The sequence below is a fragment of the Psychroserpens burtonensis DSM 12212 genome (genome assembly GCF_000425305.1).
Taxonomy (GTDB): domain Bacteria; phylum Bacteroidota; class Bacteroidia; order Flavobacteriales; family Flavobacteriaceae; genus Psychroserpens; species Psychroserpens burtonensis.
On sequence record NZ_AUDE01000009.1, the window covers coordinates 184,352 to 200,401 of the forward strand.

The window sequence follows — 16,050 nt, forward strand, 5'->3', positions numbered from 1 at the left end:
TTATAATATCTTTACCATCTCTAATTTTTAGAGATTGAAATAGCTTTTAAAGAAATTTCGAGAAGTGTAGAAACCAAGTTAAAAGCAATTACGTATTTATATGTAGTTGCTTTTTTTATTCAGAAATCTTTAAAATTCATTCAATAATCCATTTATAAACACCGTCAAAAAGTAATTTTATTCGATATAGTGCGTTAAACTACTATCTTTTATTACTTTTGAATACCCAAAAATACACATGACACATGAAACAGATACTTTTAATTGGTATTATATTACTCTCTGTCATTTCGACTAGAGCTCAAGAAAACGTAAACGATTTATTAGCTGCAGGTGCAGCTGATGCGGAACGATTTACGAAAGACTATATGGCTCCAGCCACAGAAGCTTTAGGTTACGGAATAAATAATGGTTGGTTCAACAATGCCAAAGCACCTAAGAGATTTAATTTTGAATTATCGATAATAGGAAATGTTGGTTTTATAAAAGATGAGAAAAAGTCTTTTCAAATGAATGAGGCCGATTATCCAAACATCAGATTTGAAGATGGTAGTGCATCTAAAATGGTGTCCACAGCTTTAGGAAATAACGATCCGGAAATTAGAGTGATTATAACCTATGACGACCCAATTTTTGGTCAGCAAGAAACAACATTAGTCTTGCCAACAGGAATAGGTGCAGAAGGTGTTGATTTAATTCCAACTGGATTTTTACAAGCCAGTTTTTCGCCATTTAAAGGCACACAAATTAAAGGTCGATTTATCCCTAAGATTGAGACTGAGGATGCAAAAATCGGACTCTATGGCATCGGACTTCAACAAGAGTTTACAAGTTGGTTGCCAGCAGATACAGTGTTGCCAGTTGCAGTGTCTGGGCTTGTCGCTTACACACATTTAGATGGGAGCTATGATTTTACAGATGCAGAGTTTGTTGACGGTGAAAATCAGCGTGTTGAAACAGATGTGAATACACTTTTGTTTGAACTTATTGTAGGGACAAACTTAAAGATTATTAATTTTTATGGTGCTTTGGGTTATATCACAGGAAGTTCTACTACAGATTTATTAGGAACCTATAGAGTGACAGATGGTTTTTTGTTTTCTGAAGAAATAAAGGATCCGTTTTCTGTAGAAAACGATATTTCTGGAATGAGAGGAACCGTAGGAGCCAATTTGCAGTTAGGGTTTTTTAGCTTAAATGCAGATTATACCATTGCAGAATTTGATAGTGCCACCTTAGGTATAAACTTTTCATTTTAATGAAATCCAAAATTCAAAAGCAAAGCGTATTGAGTTTTGTTGGTTGAATTAATCCCGTTCTCGGAAACGAGATCTTATTGTTATATATCATAAAATTTTCTAAAAGCGCAAGATTTTCTCTTGCGCTTTTTTCTTTAACACTGCTAAAAGCCGTAAATTTGTAGTCAATATAATCAATACAATTTAAAAACAAGATATATGAAGGTTACAGTAGTTGGAGCAGGAGCAGTAGGTGCGAGTTGCGCAGAATACATTGCAATTAAAGATTTTGCAAGTGAAGTCGTTTTATTAGACATCAAAGAAGGTTTTGCCGAAGGTAAAGCGATGGACTTAATGCAAACCGCTTCATTAAATGGTTTTGATACAAAAATAACAGGTGTAACTAATGATTATTCGAAAACTACTGATAGTGATATATGCGTAATTACATCAGGTATTCCGCGTAAACCTGGTATGACTAGAGAAGAGTTAATTGGTATCAACGCAGGTATTGTAAAGATGGTGTCTTCTAGTTTAATTGAGTACTCTCCAAATACAATTCTTATTGTAGTAAGTAACCCAATGGACACCATGACGTACTTAGTTCATAAAACTACAGATTTGCCAAAAAATAGAATTATTGGTATGGGTGGAGCTTTAGATTCTGCACGTTTTAAATATAGATTAGCAGAGGCTTTAGGGGCACCTATTAGTGATGTTGATGGGATGGTTATTGGCGGACATAGTGATAAAGGTATGGTGCCTTTAACAGCACACGCTACTAGGAATAGTGTAAAAGTCTCTGAGTTTTTATCAGAAGACCGTTTAAATCAAGTCAAAGAAGATACTAAAGTTGGTGGAGCAACATTAACAAAGTTGTTAGGTACTTCTGCTTGGTATGCACCAGGAGCTGCAGTAAGTGGTTTAGTGCAAGCCATTGCCTGTGACCAAAATAAAATGTTCCCTTGTTCAGTATTATTAGAAGGGGAATACGGTTTAAATGATCTTTGTATTGGTGTTCCAGTAATTTTGGGACGAAATGGTATTGAAGAGATTGTAACTATAAAATTGAGTGCTGCAGAAGAAGCGCACTTAAATGAAAGTGCAGAAGGGGTTAAGAAAACTAACGCATTATTAGAGCTATAAGCGCATCACCTTTTAAATATATTTAAGGCTACCGTGAATACGGTAGCCTTTTTAAATTTATAAAATAGTAAAGGTCTTTGCTCTATAAACTTTTCAAACGAGCTCTTTTACTGATACAATTCGTTTATTAATCTGCTATAAACGACGAACTGTAAACCTAAAGTCTTTATTTTTTATATATTTGGCACATGAATTCGAGATGGTACATTAGTATTCTCATAATTACACTTACCTTTTTAGGGAGCATCGCTAGTACACCGCAAGTAGCAACTCCTAATCAGGAAATTGTGCTTCAGTTTTCTTCGGAAAACGTCTCACCTCAAGACACTTTAAATGCGATTACAAGCCTAAAGCAACAGTTAGAATTTGCTGGAGTAAACGATATTAAGGTTCAAACACTTCAAGGTGGTCAATTAAAGATTACATATTTCAGTAATTCTGATGTTGAGGATATAAAAACTTTGTTATCAAAAGAATGTGCTCTAGATTTAGGTTACCTTTCACAAGGTAATAACCAAAGCAATACACCTTCCGAAGAGAAAAGTATCAAATATAACTTTGATGTTTATGAGATTCAGCAAGCTGATAATATTTCTGACTTAGAAGGGAAACTAGCTTTAGAACCAAAAACAGAAAACGATAGAATTTTCAATCCTAATGTGTTAATCTCTGCCAAAGAAATTGATATTGACGCAAAAGAAAATATTGAAAAGATTGCCTACAAATTAAGTAGAACCATTGCAATCGCAATAGATAATCATTCTTATAAAATCCCAGAAGTTCGCGCAGGGCCAGTAATCTAGGGATTGCTTTCTCGCTTCTAGCGATAAATAGTCCAAAATACTTCATGAGATGGATACTAAAATATAATGTATATCAATCTCAATCCATGGCTTTAAAAGCTACACAACAACATATATAACATAAAAAACAATTGTCAAATCAAGTGTAAATTTTATATTTGCGCTTCCGAAATTTTCGGATAACCATTTGACCTAAACAATAAAATAATGCAAAACAAAGGACTAGTAAAGCTTTTTGCAGTGCTATTTGGATTGGTAAGTATCTACCAATTATCATTTACATTCAAAAACAACCAAATTGATAATGCTGCAAAAACATATGCAGAGAGTAAGTATAACGATTCAGAGGACATCAACGACGCTGAAGTTCATTACATAGATTCTTTAGCTAATGTAGAGGCTTTCAACATAGGAATTGCAAGTTTCACGGGTAAGGAAGTTAAAGAAAAATCAATGAACCTTGGTCTTGACCTTAAAGGTGGATTAAATGTAATTCTTCAAATTTCAGTAAAAGATATCTTAGTTGGTTTATCAAATAAAAGTAAAGACCCAGCTTTTAATAAAGCATTACTTGACGCTGAAGAAATTCAAAAAGATGCTCAAGAGTCTTACTTAGAATCTTTCTTTGCTGCTTGGGAAAATGTAAAAGGTGATCAAAACTTAGCATCTCCAGATATTTTCGCTAATAAAGATTTAGATGGTATTATTGATAATAGTATGTCTGATTCAGAAGTAAAAAGCAAATTAGAAGAAAAGGTTGATGAGTCAATCATTTCTGCTTTTGAAGTATTACGTAAGCGTATTGACCAGTTTGGTGTAACCTCACCAAATATTCAACGTTTAGGGAATTCTGGACGTGTATTAGTAGAATTACCTGGTGTTAAAGATATAAAGCGTGCGACACAGTTAATTACAACGACTGCACAATTACAATTTTGGGATGTCGATAATGGACAAGCATTAGGAGACTTCTTTGCGTTAACAAATGAAACTTTAAAGTCTAAATTAGGTCTTAATGAAAAGGAAGATGCTACTGAAACACAGGATTCAACTACTGTAGACAGTACCGTTGATGATTTACTAGGAGATACGTCTACAGATTCTACAGCAACAAACCAAGTAAATCCATTATTTGATTTATTAGGTCCTCCAAGATCTGGTGGTATGCTAGGGTTGAAATTAGAAGATAAAGAAACACTACAATCCTATTTAGTAATGGATGAGGTTAAAGCGAATCTTCCTGCTGATGCGCGTTATACGAAATTTGCTTTTGGTTTACCAACGGTTGATGCAGAAACAGGTCTTGAATATGTTGATTTATATACTTTAAAGGGTAACAGAGATGACGAACCAGAATTAAGTGGAGGTGTTGTAACAAATGCTAGCCAGTCTTATACGCAAACAAATAGGCCATCTGTATCTATGCAGATGAATGCTCAAGGATCTAAAATTTGGGAAGAAATTACAGGTAGAGCTAGTGCTCAAGGAACTCAAATAGCAATAGTTTTAGATGATATTGTGTACTCTGCACCAACAGCTTCAAGTGGACCTATCTCTGGTGGAAACACAGAAATCTCTGGAAACTTCACCGTTAAAGAAGCAGAAGATTTAGCAAATGTATTAAGAGCGGGTAAATTGCCTGCACGAGCAGAAATTGTACAAGCAGATCAAGTAGGACCTTCATTAGGTAAAGAAGCTATTGATAGTGGTTCTAAATCATTTTTAATTGCGCTAACGTTAGTATTACTTTGGATGATCATGTACTACGGTAAAGCTGGTGTCTTCGCTAATATCGCCTTATTATTAAACATTTTATTAATCTTTGGTGTATTGTCAGGATTAGGGGCTGTATTAACATTACCTGGTTTAGCTGGTATCGTATTAACAATTGGTATGTCGGTAGATGCCAACGTACTTATTTTTGAGAGGATACGGGAAGAGCTTGGTAAGGGGAAATCACAAAAAGAATCTGTAAAAGATGGTTTCGCAAATGCATTATCTTCAATTTTAGATGCGAATATTACAACAGGTTTAACGGCCTTAATCTTATTTGTATTTGGTACAGGACCAATTAAAGGGTTTGCTACTACCTTATTAATAGGTATTATAACATCATTATTTACGGCAATTTTTATCACTCGTTTATTAGTAGATTGGTATGTAAATAGTGGTAAGAAATTAGATTTCTCAACGTCAATTACTAAAAACTTATTTAAGAATAATAAGATTAACTTCATTAGTAAACGTAAAGTTGCTTATGTCGTATCTGGTATTTTAATCTTAGTGAGTTTAGGATCTTTATTTACAAATAAATTAGATCAAGGTATTGACTTTGTTGGAGGTAGAACATATCAAGTTCGTTTTGTAGGTGCTGTAAGCTCTGAAAAAGTGGCAGAAGATTTAACTGCTGTATTTGAAAGTGTAGAAGTAAAAACAATTGGAAGTGATAATCAGTTAAAGATTTCTACAAAATATAAAGTAAATGAGAATTCTGTCGAAGCAGATGAAGACGTCAAAATGACCTTGTTTGAAGGATTGAAACCATACTTGCCAGTAGGAGAAACATTCAAAGACTTCTCTGAGGCTAAAAATGATGTGGGTATCGTGTTGTCCAGTAAGGTGAGTCCAACAATTGCAGATGATATCAAGAAAGAATCATTGTTAGCAGTTTTAGGATCGTTACTGGTAGTCTTCTTGTATATTCTTTTCCGTTTCAAGAAATGGCAATTTTCAATTGGAGCTGTAGCTGCAGTATTCCATGATGTTATTATCGTATTGGGAATCTTCTCATTACTGTACAAAATTATGCCATTTAGTATGGAAATTGATCAAGCATTTATCGCCGCAATCTTGACGGTAATTGGTTACTCATTAAATGATACTGTTGTTGTATTTGATAGAATTAGAGAAGAACTTGCCGAAAAAGGTGGATTCAAAGGAGGTAAGAATATTAACTCAGCAATCAACAGTACATTAAGTAGAACATTAAATACGTCTTTAACAACATTAGTCGTGTTATTGGCCATGTTCTTATTAGGTGCAGAATCACTTAGAGGATTATTGTTCGCATTAATCGTGGGTGTAGTTGTTGGTACATATTCATCTGTATTTATCGCAACACCATTAATGTATGATACTTTAAAAAATAAAGGTATTGCGCCTCCAAAAGAGGAAGAAGACAATAACTAATTGTCATTCATATATATTAAAAAACCACTTCATTTGAAGTGGTTTTTTTGTTTGTATAGTTTTCTTTTCTTCGGAAATGAGCTTGTTTTGTAACTTTAAAATAATGTCATGGATACAATGGTCTTAAAATATCTAACAGCGAAGTTGGTTCAATATGTAAGAAAAGTAAATACACTGCAACAAGTAAGCTCTTTTGTCTTTTTACACAGATACAAAAGGTATTATGCTGCATAAAATGTTTATTATTTTGTCTTGTTTCTTAAGGTCATCTTCTAATATTCGAAAGTGTAGAATCGTGATAAGCTAGTCAAAAAATAAAAAGATAATATTGTGATTCTACTTTTTATCTAGGATTTGAAATAGCTACAACAGTTTTTTCAATACGCTTGTTTGCAGTGAATTATTTCCAGAATGGAAATTAAGAATTCAGAATGCTACCAGAACTTGGTATTAGTGTTGGTAATTGGGCTGATTTGAGCCATGATTACGGAATTCTATTTAAAAATAACAATCTGAATAATGTAAGTTACCATCGAGTAATTTTATGCTTTAATCTCAATAAAAAAACGCCGCAAGCAGCATTCACATTTTAGGAGCTAGTTAATTGCAGTAAACTCTATTATATCACCTTTATTTAAACCCCATTCGCCACTCAAACCAGCATTAACTTCAAGCACATATTTTGCAGGAGCTTCAGATGGTAAAGACGTTTCATTCATAGGTTCTGCATTTTTTTGAATACTCACAATAGTCTTATCCTCAGAAACAAAAATAATATCTAGTGGTATTTGGGTATTCTTCATGTAGAATGAACGATCGTTTGTATCCGGAAAAATGAATAGCATACCTTGATTATTAGCCATGCTAGAACGATACATCAAACCCGTTTGAGTAGAATATTCATCATCAGCAATTTCAATATCTAAAGAAGTGATTAAAGAGTCTGTAATCGCTTTTTTAAGTTGGAGTTCACCTTCTTTTTTAAATGTGACTTCAACTTGTTTTACTTCTGAAGATTTCTGTTCTTCTTTACATGACGAGAGTTGCAAGGCAACGCTTCCGAAGAATGAAAAAACAAAAACCTTAAATGCAAAACGTTTCATGATTAGCTCAATTTTGTTCTAGGTTTGTAAACAAACATAAAATAAAGACCTATTAAAACAAACGGAACACTTAGTAATTGACCTGTGTTAAGTCCAAATAAGATGAAATATTCATCACCTTGAGGTTCTTTTACAAATTCAACAAAAAATCTAACTGACCATAGTAAAACTAAAAATAATCCAAATAAGAAACCTTGTTGCTCACTCTTTTTAGTTTTCCAATAGAAATACCACAGAATTAAAAACACAAAAATATAACTACCAGCTTCATATAATTGAGCAGGATGTCTTGGCACTTGTTCTACTATTGGTAATTGTTTAAAGGTCACACCAAAATCGCTTCCTGTTGGTTTACCAATAATTTCAGAATTTATAAAATTTCCTAATCTCACAAATACAGCTCCAGAGGCTACAGGTATCACGACACGATCTAGAATCCAAAGTACGGTCTTATGTAATACTTTTTTATTGTATAGGTACATCGAGATAATCATGGCGATAGCTGCACCATGACTTGCTAGTCCTTGAAAACCTGTGAATTCAAAACCGCCTTTAAATTTAAAAGGTAAAAAGATGCTAAAAAAGTCTTCGCTTATAAGTTCTGGTTGGTAAAAAATAACGTGACCCAATCGAGCGCCTAGCATAATTCCAAGAACAGCATAGATGAATAAAGAATCTAAAGACTCGTTGCTTTGACCTTCATGCTTGTAGATGCGTTTCATGATTTGTAACCCAAGGAGAAACGCGACGATCCACATCACACTATAATAATGTAAGGTGAAAAAACCTAAATCTAATCCTTTTGAAGGATCCCAAACCATATCAATAGCAAGCATAGAATTTTATTTTTATGGGATAAAGATAATATTATTGAATGAACTCATCTTGACTTTTTGTTTTAAACCGAAAAATATTGTTTTTGTGCTGTAATGAAATCATATGTTCTCAACATAGCGCGCTAGGTTTATAAAAATAAACAAAATTAGAGTGCAAAATGACTGTTTTGGAGGTGGAAGAAAATGTAGGGTGTACATTTTTAGCGAACAGGCGGGCTTGCGCGTTGGCAAGTTTTTAGTTGTCATCCTTTTCTGGAACAGGGTCGTAGCCTGATCTTCCCCAAGGATGACAACTAAAAACTCTTCTGATTGCTAATTTTCCTCCTGTCCAAAGTCCGTGTTTTTCTAATGCTTCTTTTGTATAGTGAGAACATGTAGGTTGAAATCTGCAAGTCGCAGGTGTGAGAGGGGAGATTACCGTTTGGTAAACTTTAATCAATAGGAGGAAAGGATATGTTAGAAATTTCTTCAATTAAAAGTGTATTGTTGAGTTGTTTTTTGTGGAGTTGTTCCACTATTACTTTAGAAAATGGTTTCGAAGACTATTTATTTTATTAGTTATTGACTCTATGTCTTTTCTTAAATTCATGAAGCTTTCTTCTGAAATAAAATTAAGCCCTTTTGATATAATTAATTGAATAGCCTCTTTCCAGACTTCTGTTTTTTCAAATGAATAAACGTGCATGCTTGTGGATTTAGAGTGAATTCTAAATATATCTAATTTTTAAATCAAAGCACCATTTTAGTTAGTTAGCCACAATAAAACAAAAAAACAACCTTATATTTAATTAGTCGAGAACGTTGTCCCATCTTTCCCATCATTCAATTGGATGCCTTTTGCAGCTAATTCATCACGAATCTTATCTGACATCGCAAAATCTTTATTAGCTCTTGCATCTTGTCTTAGTTGGATTAATAATTCTACGGCACCTTGTAATTTATCGGTTCCAGTATTTATTTTACTAGAGTTTTCTAGCCCTAGAACATCATAAGTGAATTCTAACATCGTTCTTTTAAGTAGTTCTAAATCTTCCGAAGTCAATGAAGCACCACCAGAATTTATTTGATTGATTTGTTTAGAAGCTTCAAATAAATGCGCAATTAGTATTGGTGAATTGAAATCGTCATTCATCGCATCATAACAGTTTTGACGCCATTGTTTAACATCAAATGTTGATGCGTCACCAGCTTTTAAATCCTCCAGAAGATTAACAGCATCCATTAATCTATAGAATCCTTTTTCACTAGCCAATAATCCATCGTCTGTTAAATCTAACACGCTTTTGTAAGACGATTGTGCATTAAAAAATCGGATTACGCTCGGACTATATCCTTTAGACATAATAGCGTTATTTCCCGAAATTAATTCCTCAGGATTAATAATATTCCCTGTAGATTTAGACATGCGTTGCCCATTTAATTGAAGCATATTAGCATGCATCCAATAGTTTACAGGTGCTTTGCCTTTAGCAGCTTCACTTTGTGCGATTTCACATTCATGATGTGGGAATTTTAAATCCATTCCGCCACCATGAATATCAAAATTATCACCAAGATATTTTGTGCTCATTGCAGTACATTCTAAATGCCAGCCAGGAAAACCATCACTCCAAGGCGAAGGCCAACGCATGATATGTTGTGGTTCGGCACGTTTCCATAATGCAAAATCTTGTGGATTCTTCTTATCACTTTGACCATCAAGAGCTCTTGTATTATGGATAAGGTCTTCGAGTTTGCGCTTGCTTAAAATTCCGTAGTTATTAGTCTCATTAAACTTATGCACATCAAAATAAACAGAGCCATTAACAACGTATCCAAAACCATTTTCTATAATCGTTTTAATAAGCTCAATTTGCTCTATAATGTGACCAGTAGCGGTAGGTTCTATGCTTGGTGGTAAGAAATTAAAAATATTTAAGATGTTATGAAAATCAACAGTGTAGCGTTGAACAACTTCCATAGGCTCAATTTTTTCTAAACGTGCTTTTTTAGTGATTTTATCTTCACCAACATCGGCATCATTTTCTAAATGTCCTGCATCTGTAATATTTCTAACATAGCGTACTTTGAAGCCTAAATGCTTTAAATAACGAAACACCATGTCAAAAGACATAAACGTCCTTACATTTCCTAAGTGCACATTACTATACACCGTTGGTCCGCAAACATACATGCCGACGTAACCGTTTTCAATAGGTGTGAAGACCTCTTTATTTCCGCTAAGAGTATTATAAATTTGAATCTTCTGCTCTTCGTACAAGTGCATAGTGCTAGGTGTTTAAATTTCTATTCGTGTTGAAATATATTAAAGTAGTCAAAGCTAACATTTTATTTTTTTCTTCGGAAGAAAGAAAGCTTAAAACGCAGTATCGAGGCTTACGTAATCTAAGAATTCTCGTTTGGTTTCTTTGCTTTTAAAAACACCTCCAAATTCTGAAGTTATGGTACTACTCGCGACATCTCTTATGCCTCTAGAATTAACACACAAATGTTTTGCATCGATTATGCAGGCTACATCTTCAGTATTTAAAACCTTTTGAAGTTCTTTAACGACTTGAATTGTAAGGCGTTCTTGTACTTGTGGACGCTTTGCAAAATAATCAACGATTCTATTCATTTTTGAAAGCCCAACGACGGTACCGTTGGAAATATAAGCAATGTGAGCTTTTCCAACAATTGGCAGTAAGTGATGCTCGCAAGTTGAATAGACCGTAATGTTCTTTTCAACGAGCATTTCTCCATACTTGTATTTATTATCAAATGTAGAAGCTTTTGGTTTTTTATCAGGATCAAGTCCACCAAATATTTCGTTTACAAACATTTTTGCAACTCTGTTTGGTGTCCCTTTAAGGCTATCATCTGCCAAGTCAAGTCCTAATGTTTCCATAATGTGTTTAACATCCTCTTTTATAATATTAATTTTTTCAGATGACGTTAGTTCAAAAGCGTCATGTCGTAAGGGCGTTTCAGATGATGATCCAACATGGTCATCTCCAATAGCGTCATAGTCTTGAATATCTTTTTCTATTTTCATTTGTTATACTTCGTAGATCTTTAAATTCCTTTTAATTAAAATAATCATTCCTTTTTCCAAAGGAGGATGCAAAGATAAACAATAAAAAAAAACGAGAGTAGGGTAGGGTTTTTTAAATTTAACATGTTATATGTCTATAATCGGAATGAGCTTACATGATATCCGATTTAACAGTTTATTTATTAAAATTTTCTTAAATTCCGCTTCTTAAAAAAACAAAACAACCATGAATCCAAAATTTCTGTTCCCTCTAATATTGATCTTTACACTATTAGTGTCTACGTCACTATTTTCGCAATCAAGAAAACAAAAAACAATCCATTATAATGCTAATGTGAGTGCGCCTTTAATGAGTTCAGAATTAGGATGGATTACAGAGGTTTATAGTTCTACAGCTCATGAAAATATATTAGATAAACCACAACGTTTAAAGGATATTAAAAACATTCTTCGAAACAGAGTTGAGATTAAAAATATTCCTAATCCTAGTGATCAAAAAGAGTGTGCTTTATTATCAGAGGTGCCTTTAATGAATTACTACGTTTCTGATTTGCAACGTGACGCTAATTTTAATCCTCAAAATTTTAATCCATTAAAGTATTTATTTAATTTTTATTCCCGCGGAACGCAGATGTATAGAGTGGATAATACCAACTACTTTATCATTATCGAATCTCAATACAAATAAAATTTAATTATCCATTTATACTACAAGCTATGAAAAAGGCATTACTCATAATTTTTACATTATTTTCTCTTAATACCTACGCTCAAGATATTCTCATGCAAAATGGTACAGTTACCGGTTGTTCTGGAACATTCTATGATTCTGGTGGAGTAGGAGGAGCATACTCAAGCAATGAAGATTTAGTAATAACAATTTGTCCTGATAACCCAGGGCAATTAGTACGATTAATATTTACAGAATTTAGTACGCAACTGGGATCAGATGTGATGACGATTTATAATGGTGATAGTGTAGCTGCGCCTGTTTTTAATGTAGCCGATGGGGCAAACTCTCCTGGAACAGTTACGGCGACAGATGATAATGGGTCTGGTTGTTTAACCATCCAATTTGTGTCGGATGCTGCAGGAACAACCACAGGTTGGGCAGCAGACATATCCTGTTTTACACCATGTCAAACGGTAGTGTCTCAATTAGATTCTGCTGTGCCGACTCCTAATGGAGATGGATATATTAGAGTATGTCCTAATGAGGATATTACGTTAACAGGAAGTGGAGTTTTTGAATTTGATGGAGCAGGAGCTAACTACGAATGGGATTTAGGAGATGGTACTACAGTTGCAGGTCAAACAGCAACCTTTTCTTATGCAATTCCTGGTGTTTACATTGTAAATTTGAACATAAGAGATGCCAATACAGATTCAGATCCTTTGGGATGTGCTAATACTAATTTAATAAATCAAGTTATTCAAGTAGCCACAGAGCCTAGTTTTTCGGGTACTGGTGCTGCAAATACAGATTTATGCTTTGGAGAAACAACAACTATTGATGGTGTTGTTACGCCCACACTTTTTGCAAACGATTGTACGCCACCTGTAAGTGGAACTACATTTTTACCTGATGGTTCTGGTGCAGTCTATACAACTTGTATTACTGTAGATTGTTTTGAGTCAGATCAAGTATTAACAGATGTTAATCAACTTATTGATATCTGTGTTAATATGGAGCATTCTTATTCTGGAGATTTAGATATTAGAATTATATCTCCAAACGGTCAAGAGGCAGATTTATTTACACAAGCAGGAGGCGGTATTTATTTTGGAGGTGCTGATAATTTGGATAATAATGTACCAGGAGTAGGTGCAGATTATTGCTTCTCCATGTCTGCAACAACGTTGCTAGAAAATGCAAATACTGTTATTGCAGGTTCAAATCCACCTAATAACTCTTGGGCACCAGGAACCTATTTACCAGTAGAGTCTTTTAATGCCTTAATTGGTAGTCCTTTAAATGGAGATTGGTGTATCGAGATTGTTGATAATATTGGAATAGATAATGGATATATATTTTCTTGGGGATTAAATTTCGATCCAAATATTCAACCACCAGAACTGTCGTTTACACCTGTAATAACTTCTGAAGGTTGGGATACAGATCCTTCAATTACGAACATTACAGGTGCTACAATTACTGTAGCACCTGTAACCGCGGGTACATATTGTTATACGTATAGAGTTACTGATGATTTTGGATGTGAGTACACACAAGAAGTTTGTATCGATATGGCAGAAGATATTACTGCAGATGGAGCAGCAACAGTTGCAACTATTTGCGATGGAGATGATGCGGTTTTCAATATTACAGGAACAGCAAATGCTTCTGTAACCTATACCATTAATGGAGGAGCGGTACAAACTGTGGTATTGGATGGAACAGGTAATGCAACAGTAACTATTACCGCGCCAACAGCAGACCAAACCTTAAATCTTATTGACGTTTCTCTTGGAACGCCAGATGTCATTGGCAATGCACTAACAGCCATTGGTGGTTTTAACACAGCTAACGCCCTTGGTCCAATTGATCCTGCCGGTACTGCCGCTAGTGGTACAAATTGTGCGAGAATAACTTCTGCAGAACCTTTACTAACAGTAACATTAGAAAATAATGTGCCAATTGGAACAGATATAATTATAAGCTTAGCCAGAAATAATGTTACAGGAGATATGATCATTTCAGATGGTGTAGCCAATTTAAATTATAGTACTGGAACAGAAGATGTTTTAGAATATATCGTTTTCACTACTGGCGCTTCGACTAATTCATTGACATTTGAGAGAATTGAAGGTCAACTTTGGATTGATGGTGTTGAATATACTATTCCTGGAAATCTTTGTACAGTTATTGTTGACGATACTGAAATTATTACTGTTGGAGCTGTATTTGATACTACTTTTACTATGACACCAACATGTGATGGAGCAATAGCGACTATCATCGGAGATACTGGAGGTGTATTTACTTTTGAAGACCCACAACCTACGGATGGTGCAGTTATAGATTCGGTTACAGGTACTGTAACTAATGGAGTTTCAAATACAACATATAATGTAATTTATGAATTTGCTGATGCTTGTAGTCCAGGAACGACACAAACGTTTACTGTGCTTCCATCTAATAATGCATCTTTTTCTCTAATACCAACATGTGATGGAGCAACCGCAACAATTACAGGAGATACTGGAGGCGTATTTTCGTTTAATCCAATCCCAACAGATGGGGCTATAATAGATCCCACTACAGGAACGATAACAAACGGAATTCAAGGAGCTACATACTCAGTAGATTACTCAGTAGCGGGTGCATGTCCGGCTATGGCTAATCAGTCAGTAACAGTTTTACCATTTGAAGACGCTAGTTTTACTCTAACAGCGACTTGCGCAGGAGCTACAACGGTTATTACAGGTGATGTAGGAGGTGCTTTTGCTTTTAATCCAGTTCCTACTGATGGGGCAACGATAGATGCCGCTACAGGATTAGTTACAGGAGTTTCAGGAACAAACTATATAGTAGAATATACTACAGGAGGACCTTGTGCGGAAACTACAAGTGAGACAGTAACGGTTTTTTCTTCGGAAGATGCCTCATTCACATTTACGCCAAATTGTACAGGCGCTATAGCTTCTATAACGGGAGATACAGGAGGTGCTTTTAATTTTAATCCAGAGCCAACTGATGGAGCTTTAATTGATCCTGCTACAGGTGAGATTACCAATGGAGTTTCAGGTGTTTCTTATACCGTAGATTATACAACTACAGGAAATTGTCCAGTAACAGTAGCACAAACGGTAATTGTTTTTCCAGAAGATAATTCTAGTTTTAACCTTTCACCAACTTGTGACGGAGCGACTGCAACAGTTACAGGATTGCCAGGTGGAACCTTTTCATTTAATCCAGATCCTTTAAATGGAGCTATTATTGATTCAGCAACAGGAACCATAACAGGAGGACCATTTGATGCAGTGTATACTGTTGATTATATAACCAATAATGGCACATGTCCAACAACAACTTCACAAACAGTGACTTCTTACTCACAGCCTATAGTTTTCGCTCCAACTGCTTTAGAAGTTTGTGACGATGGCACACCAGATGGAATAACGAGTATCGATTTAACATTAAAAAACATAGAAGTCACTGGTAACGATCCAAATTACTCAGTAAGTTACCATATTAGTCTAATAGATGCAGATAACAATGTAGATCCATTACCAATCCCATATACAAATACAGCCAATGGGCAAATTGTATTCGTAAGAGCACAAGATATCAATACAGGTTGTTATGATACGACCACATTAGAATTAGTTGTACAGCAAGCACCAATCGCCAACCCACCGTCACCATTAGAAGATTGTGATCCAGACAGTGATGGTTTTGGGGTATTTGATTTAGGGAGTATGGATAATGAAATTACAGGAGGCGATCCCAGTTTAACGGTAAGTTACCATGAGACTATGGCAGATGCAAATAACAATGTGAACCCATTAGCGAGTCCATACAATAATATTGTAGAAGACCAACAAACGATTTATGTGCGTGTAGAAAGCTCAACGATAGCGACTAACTGCGCAACGATTGTAGAATTAATACTAGAGGTTAATCCAACACCACAATTAGGGGCATCACCAACGCCATTGGAGGTCTGTGATGATTTATTGGCAGATGGTTTTGCGCAA

General features: G+C 34.8%; 12 protein-coding genes. 7 read left to right on the forward strand and 5 right to left on the reverse strand.

The window, feature by feature from the left end; genetic code table 11:
• Positions 1–245 precede the first annotated feature (245 nt).
• The 5 genes from H593_RS0103610 to H593_RS20710 all read left to right on the forward strand — a co-directional run bounded on the left by H593_RS0103610 (position 246) and on the right by H593_RS20710 (position 6,969).
• Positions 246–1,259, forward strand: coding sequence for a DUF6588 family protein (locus H593_RS0103610; protein ID WP_028871177.1), 1,014 nt, complete (start codon positions 246–248; stop codon positions 1,257–1,259).
• A 198-nt stretch (positions 1,260–1,457) separates the two neighbouring features.
• Positions 1,458–2,384, forward strand: a complete 927-nt coding sequence (locus H593_RS0103615; RefSeq protein WP_028871178.1) for a malate dehydrogenase — start codon at positions 1,458–1,460, stop codon at positions 2,382–2,384.
• A 188-nt stretch (positions 2,385–2,572) separates the two neighbouring features.
• Positions 2,573–3,187, forward strand: coding sequence for a hypothetical protein (locus H593_RS0103620; protein WP_028871179.1), 615 nt, complete (start codon positions 2,573–2,575; stop codon positions 3,185–3,187).
• 207 nt (positions 3,188–3,394) lie between these two features.
• On the forward strand, positions 3,395–6,376 hold the full coding sequence (gene secDF / locus H593_RS0103625; RefSeq protein WP_028871180.1) for a protein translocase subunit SecDF: 2,982 nt from the start codon (positions 3,395–3,397) through the stop codon (positions 6,374–6,376).
• A gap of 431 nt (positions 6,377–6,807) precedes the next feature.
• Complete coding sequence (locus H593_RS20710) at positions 6,808–6,969, forward strand: hypothetical protein (RefSeq protein WP_157588765.1); 162 nt, start codon at positions 6,808–6,810, stop codon at positions 6,967–6,969.
• 3 nt (positions 6,970–6,972) lie between these two features.
• Here H593_RS20710 and H593_RS0103630 read toward each other — a convergent pair whose 3' ends face one another.
• From H593_RS0103630 to folE, 5 genes are all read right to left on the reverse strand, one after another.
• Entirely contained in the window at positions 6,973–7,479 is a 507-nt protein-coding gene (locus tag H593_RS0103630) for a DUF192 domain-containing protein (protein ID WP_028871181.1), read from the reverse strand.
• Positions 7,480–7,481: 2 nt separating this feature from the next.
• Positions 7,482–8,315, reverse strand: coding sequence for a prolipoprotein diacylglyceryl transferase (lgt, locus tag H593_RS0103635; protein ID WP_028871182.1), 834 nt, complete (start codon positions 8,313–8,315; stop codon positions 7,482–7,484).
• 235 nt (positions 8,316–8,550) lie between these two features.
• Positions 8,551–8,787 carry a membrane protein insertion efficiency factor YidD gene (yidD, locus tag H593_RS0103640; protein WP_028871183.1) on the reverse strand — a complete coding sequence of 79 codons (237 nt, stop codon included), beginning with the start codon at positions 8,785–8,787 and terminating at the stop codon, positions 8,551–8,553.
• Positions 8,788–9,099: 312 nt separating this feature from the next.
• Positions 9,100–10,581: a cysteine--tRNA ligase gene (gene cysS / locus H593_RS0103645; protein ID WP_028871184.1), complete on the reverse strand. Its 1,482-nt coding sequence runs from the start codon at positions 10,579–10,581 to the stop codon at positions 9,100–9,102.
• 90 nt (positions 10,582–10,671) lie between these two features.
• Positions 10,672–11,349, reverse strand: coding sequence for a GTP cyclohydrolase I FolE (gene folE / locus H593_RS0103650; RefSeq protein WP_028871185.1), 678 nt, complete (start codon positions 11,347–11,349; stop codon positions 10,672–10,674).
• A gap of 226 nt (positions 11,350–11,575) precedes the next feature.
• Between folE and H593_RS0103655 the strand changes: the two genes are divergently transcribed.
• Together H593_RS0103655 and H593_RS21195 are read left to right on the forward strand one after the other, a co-directional pair.
• Entirely contained in the window at positions 11,576–12,037 is a 462-nt protein-coding gene (locus H593_RS0103655) for a hypothetical protein (RefSeq protein WP_028871186.1), read from the forward strand.
• A gap of 29 nt (positions 12,038–12,066) precedes the next feature.
• A partial coding sequence (locus H593_RS21195; protein WP_051229612.1) for a PKD domain-containing protein occupies positions 12,067–16,050 on the forward strand: 3,984 nt, incomplete at its 3' end.

What these genes read in the sequence shown, in the direction of transcription:
- H593_RS0103610 (WP_028871177.1), top strand. Translation starts at nt 246, where the DNA reads ATGAAACAGATACTTTTAATTGGTATTATATTACTCTCTGTCATTTCG.
- H593_RS0103615 (WP_028871178.1), top strand. Translation starts at nt 1,458, where the DNA reads ATGAAGGTTACAGTAGTTGGAGCAGGAGCAGTAGGTGCGAGTTGCGCA.
- H593_RS0103620 (WP_028871179.1), top strand. Translation starts at nt 2,573, where the DNA reads ATGAATTCGAGATGGTACATTAGTATTCTCATAATTACACTTACCTTT.
- secDF (WP_028871180.1), top strand. Translation starts at nt 3,395, where the DNA reads ATGCAAAACAAAGGACTAGTAAAGCTTTTTGCAGTGCTATTTGGATTG.
- H593_RS20710 (WP_157588765.1), top strand. Translation starts at nt 6,808, where the DNA reads ATGCTACCAGAACTTGGTATTAGTGTTGGTAATTGGGCTGATTTGAGC.
- H593_RS0103630 (WP_028871181.1), bottom strand. Translation starts at nt 7,479, where the DNA reads ATGAAACGTTTTGCATTTAAGGTTTTTGTTTTTTCATTCTTCGGAAGC.
- lgt (WP_028871182.1), bottom strand. Translation starts at nt 8,315, where the DNA reads ATGCTTGCTATTGATATGGTTTGGGATCCTTCAAAAGGATTAGATTTA.
- cysS (WP_028871184.1), bottom strand. Translation starts at nt 10,581, where the DNA reads ATGCACTTGTACGAAGAGCAGAAGATTCAAATTTATAATACTCTTAGC.
- folE (WP_028871185.1), bottom strand. Translation starts at nt 11,349, where the DNA reads ATGAAAATAGAAAAAGATATTCAAGACTATGACGCTATTGGAGATGAC.
- H593_RS0103655 (WP_028871186.1), top strand. Translation starts at nt 11,576, where the DNA reads ATGAATCCAAAATTTCTGTTCCCTCTAATATTGATCTTTACACTATTA.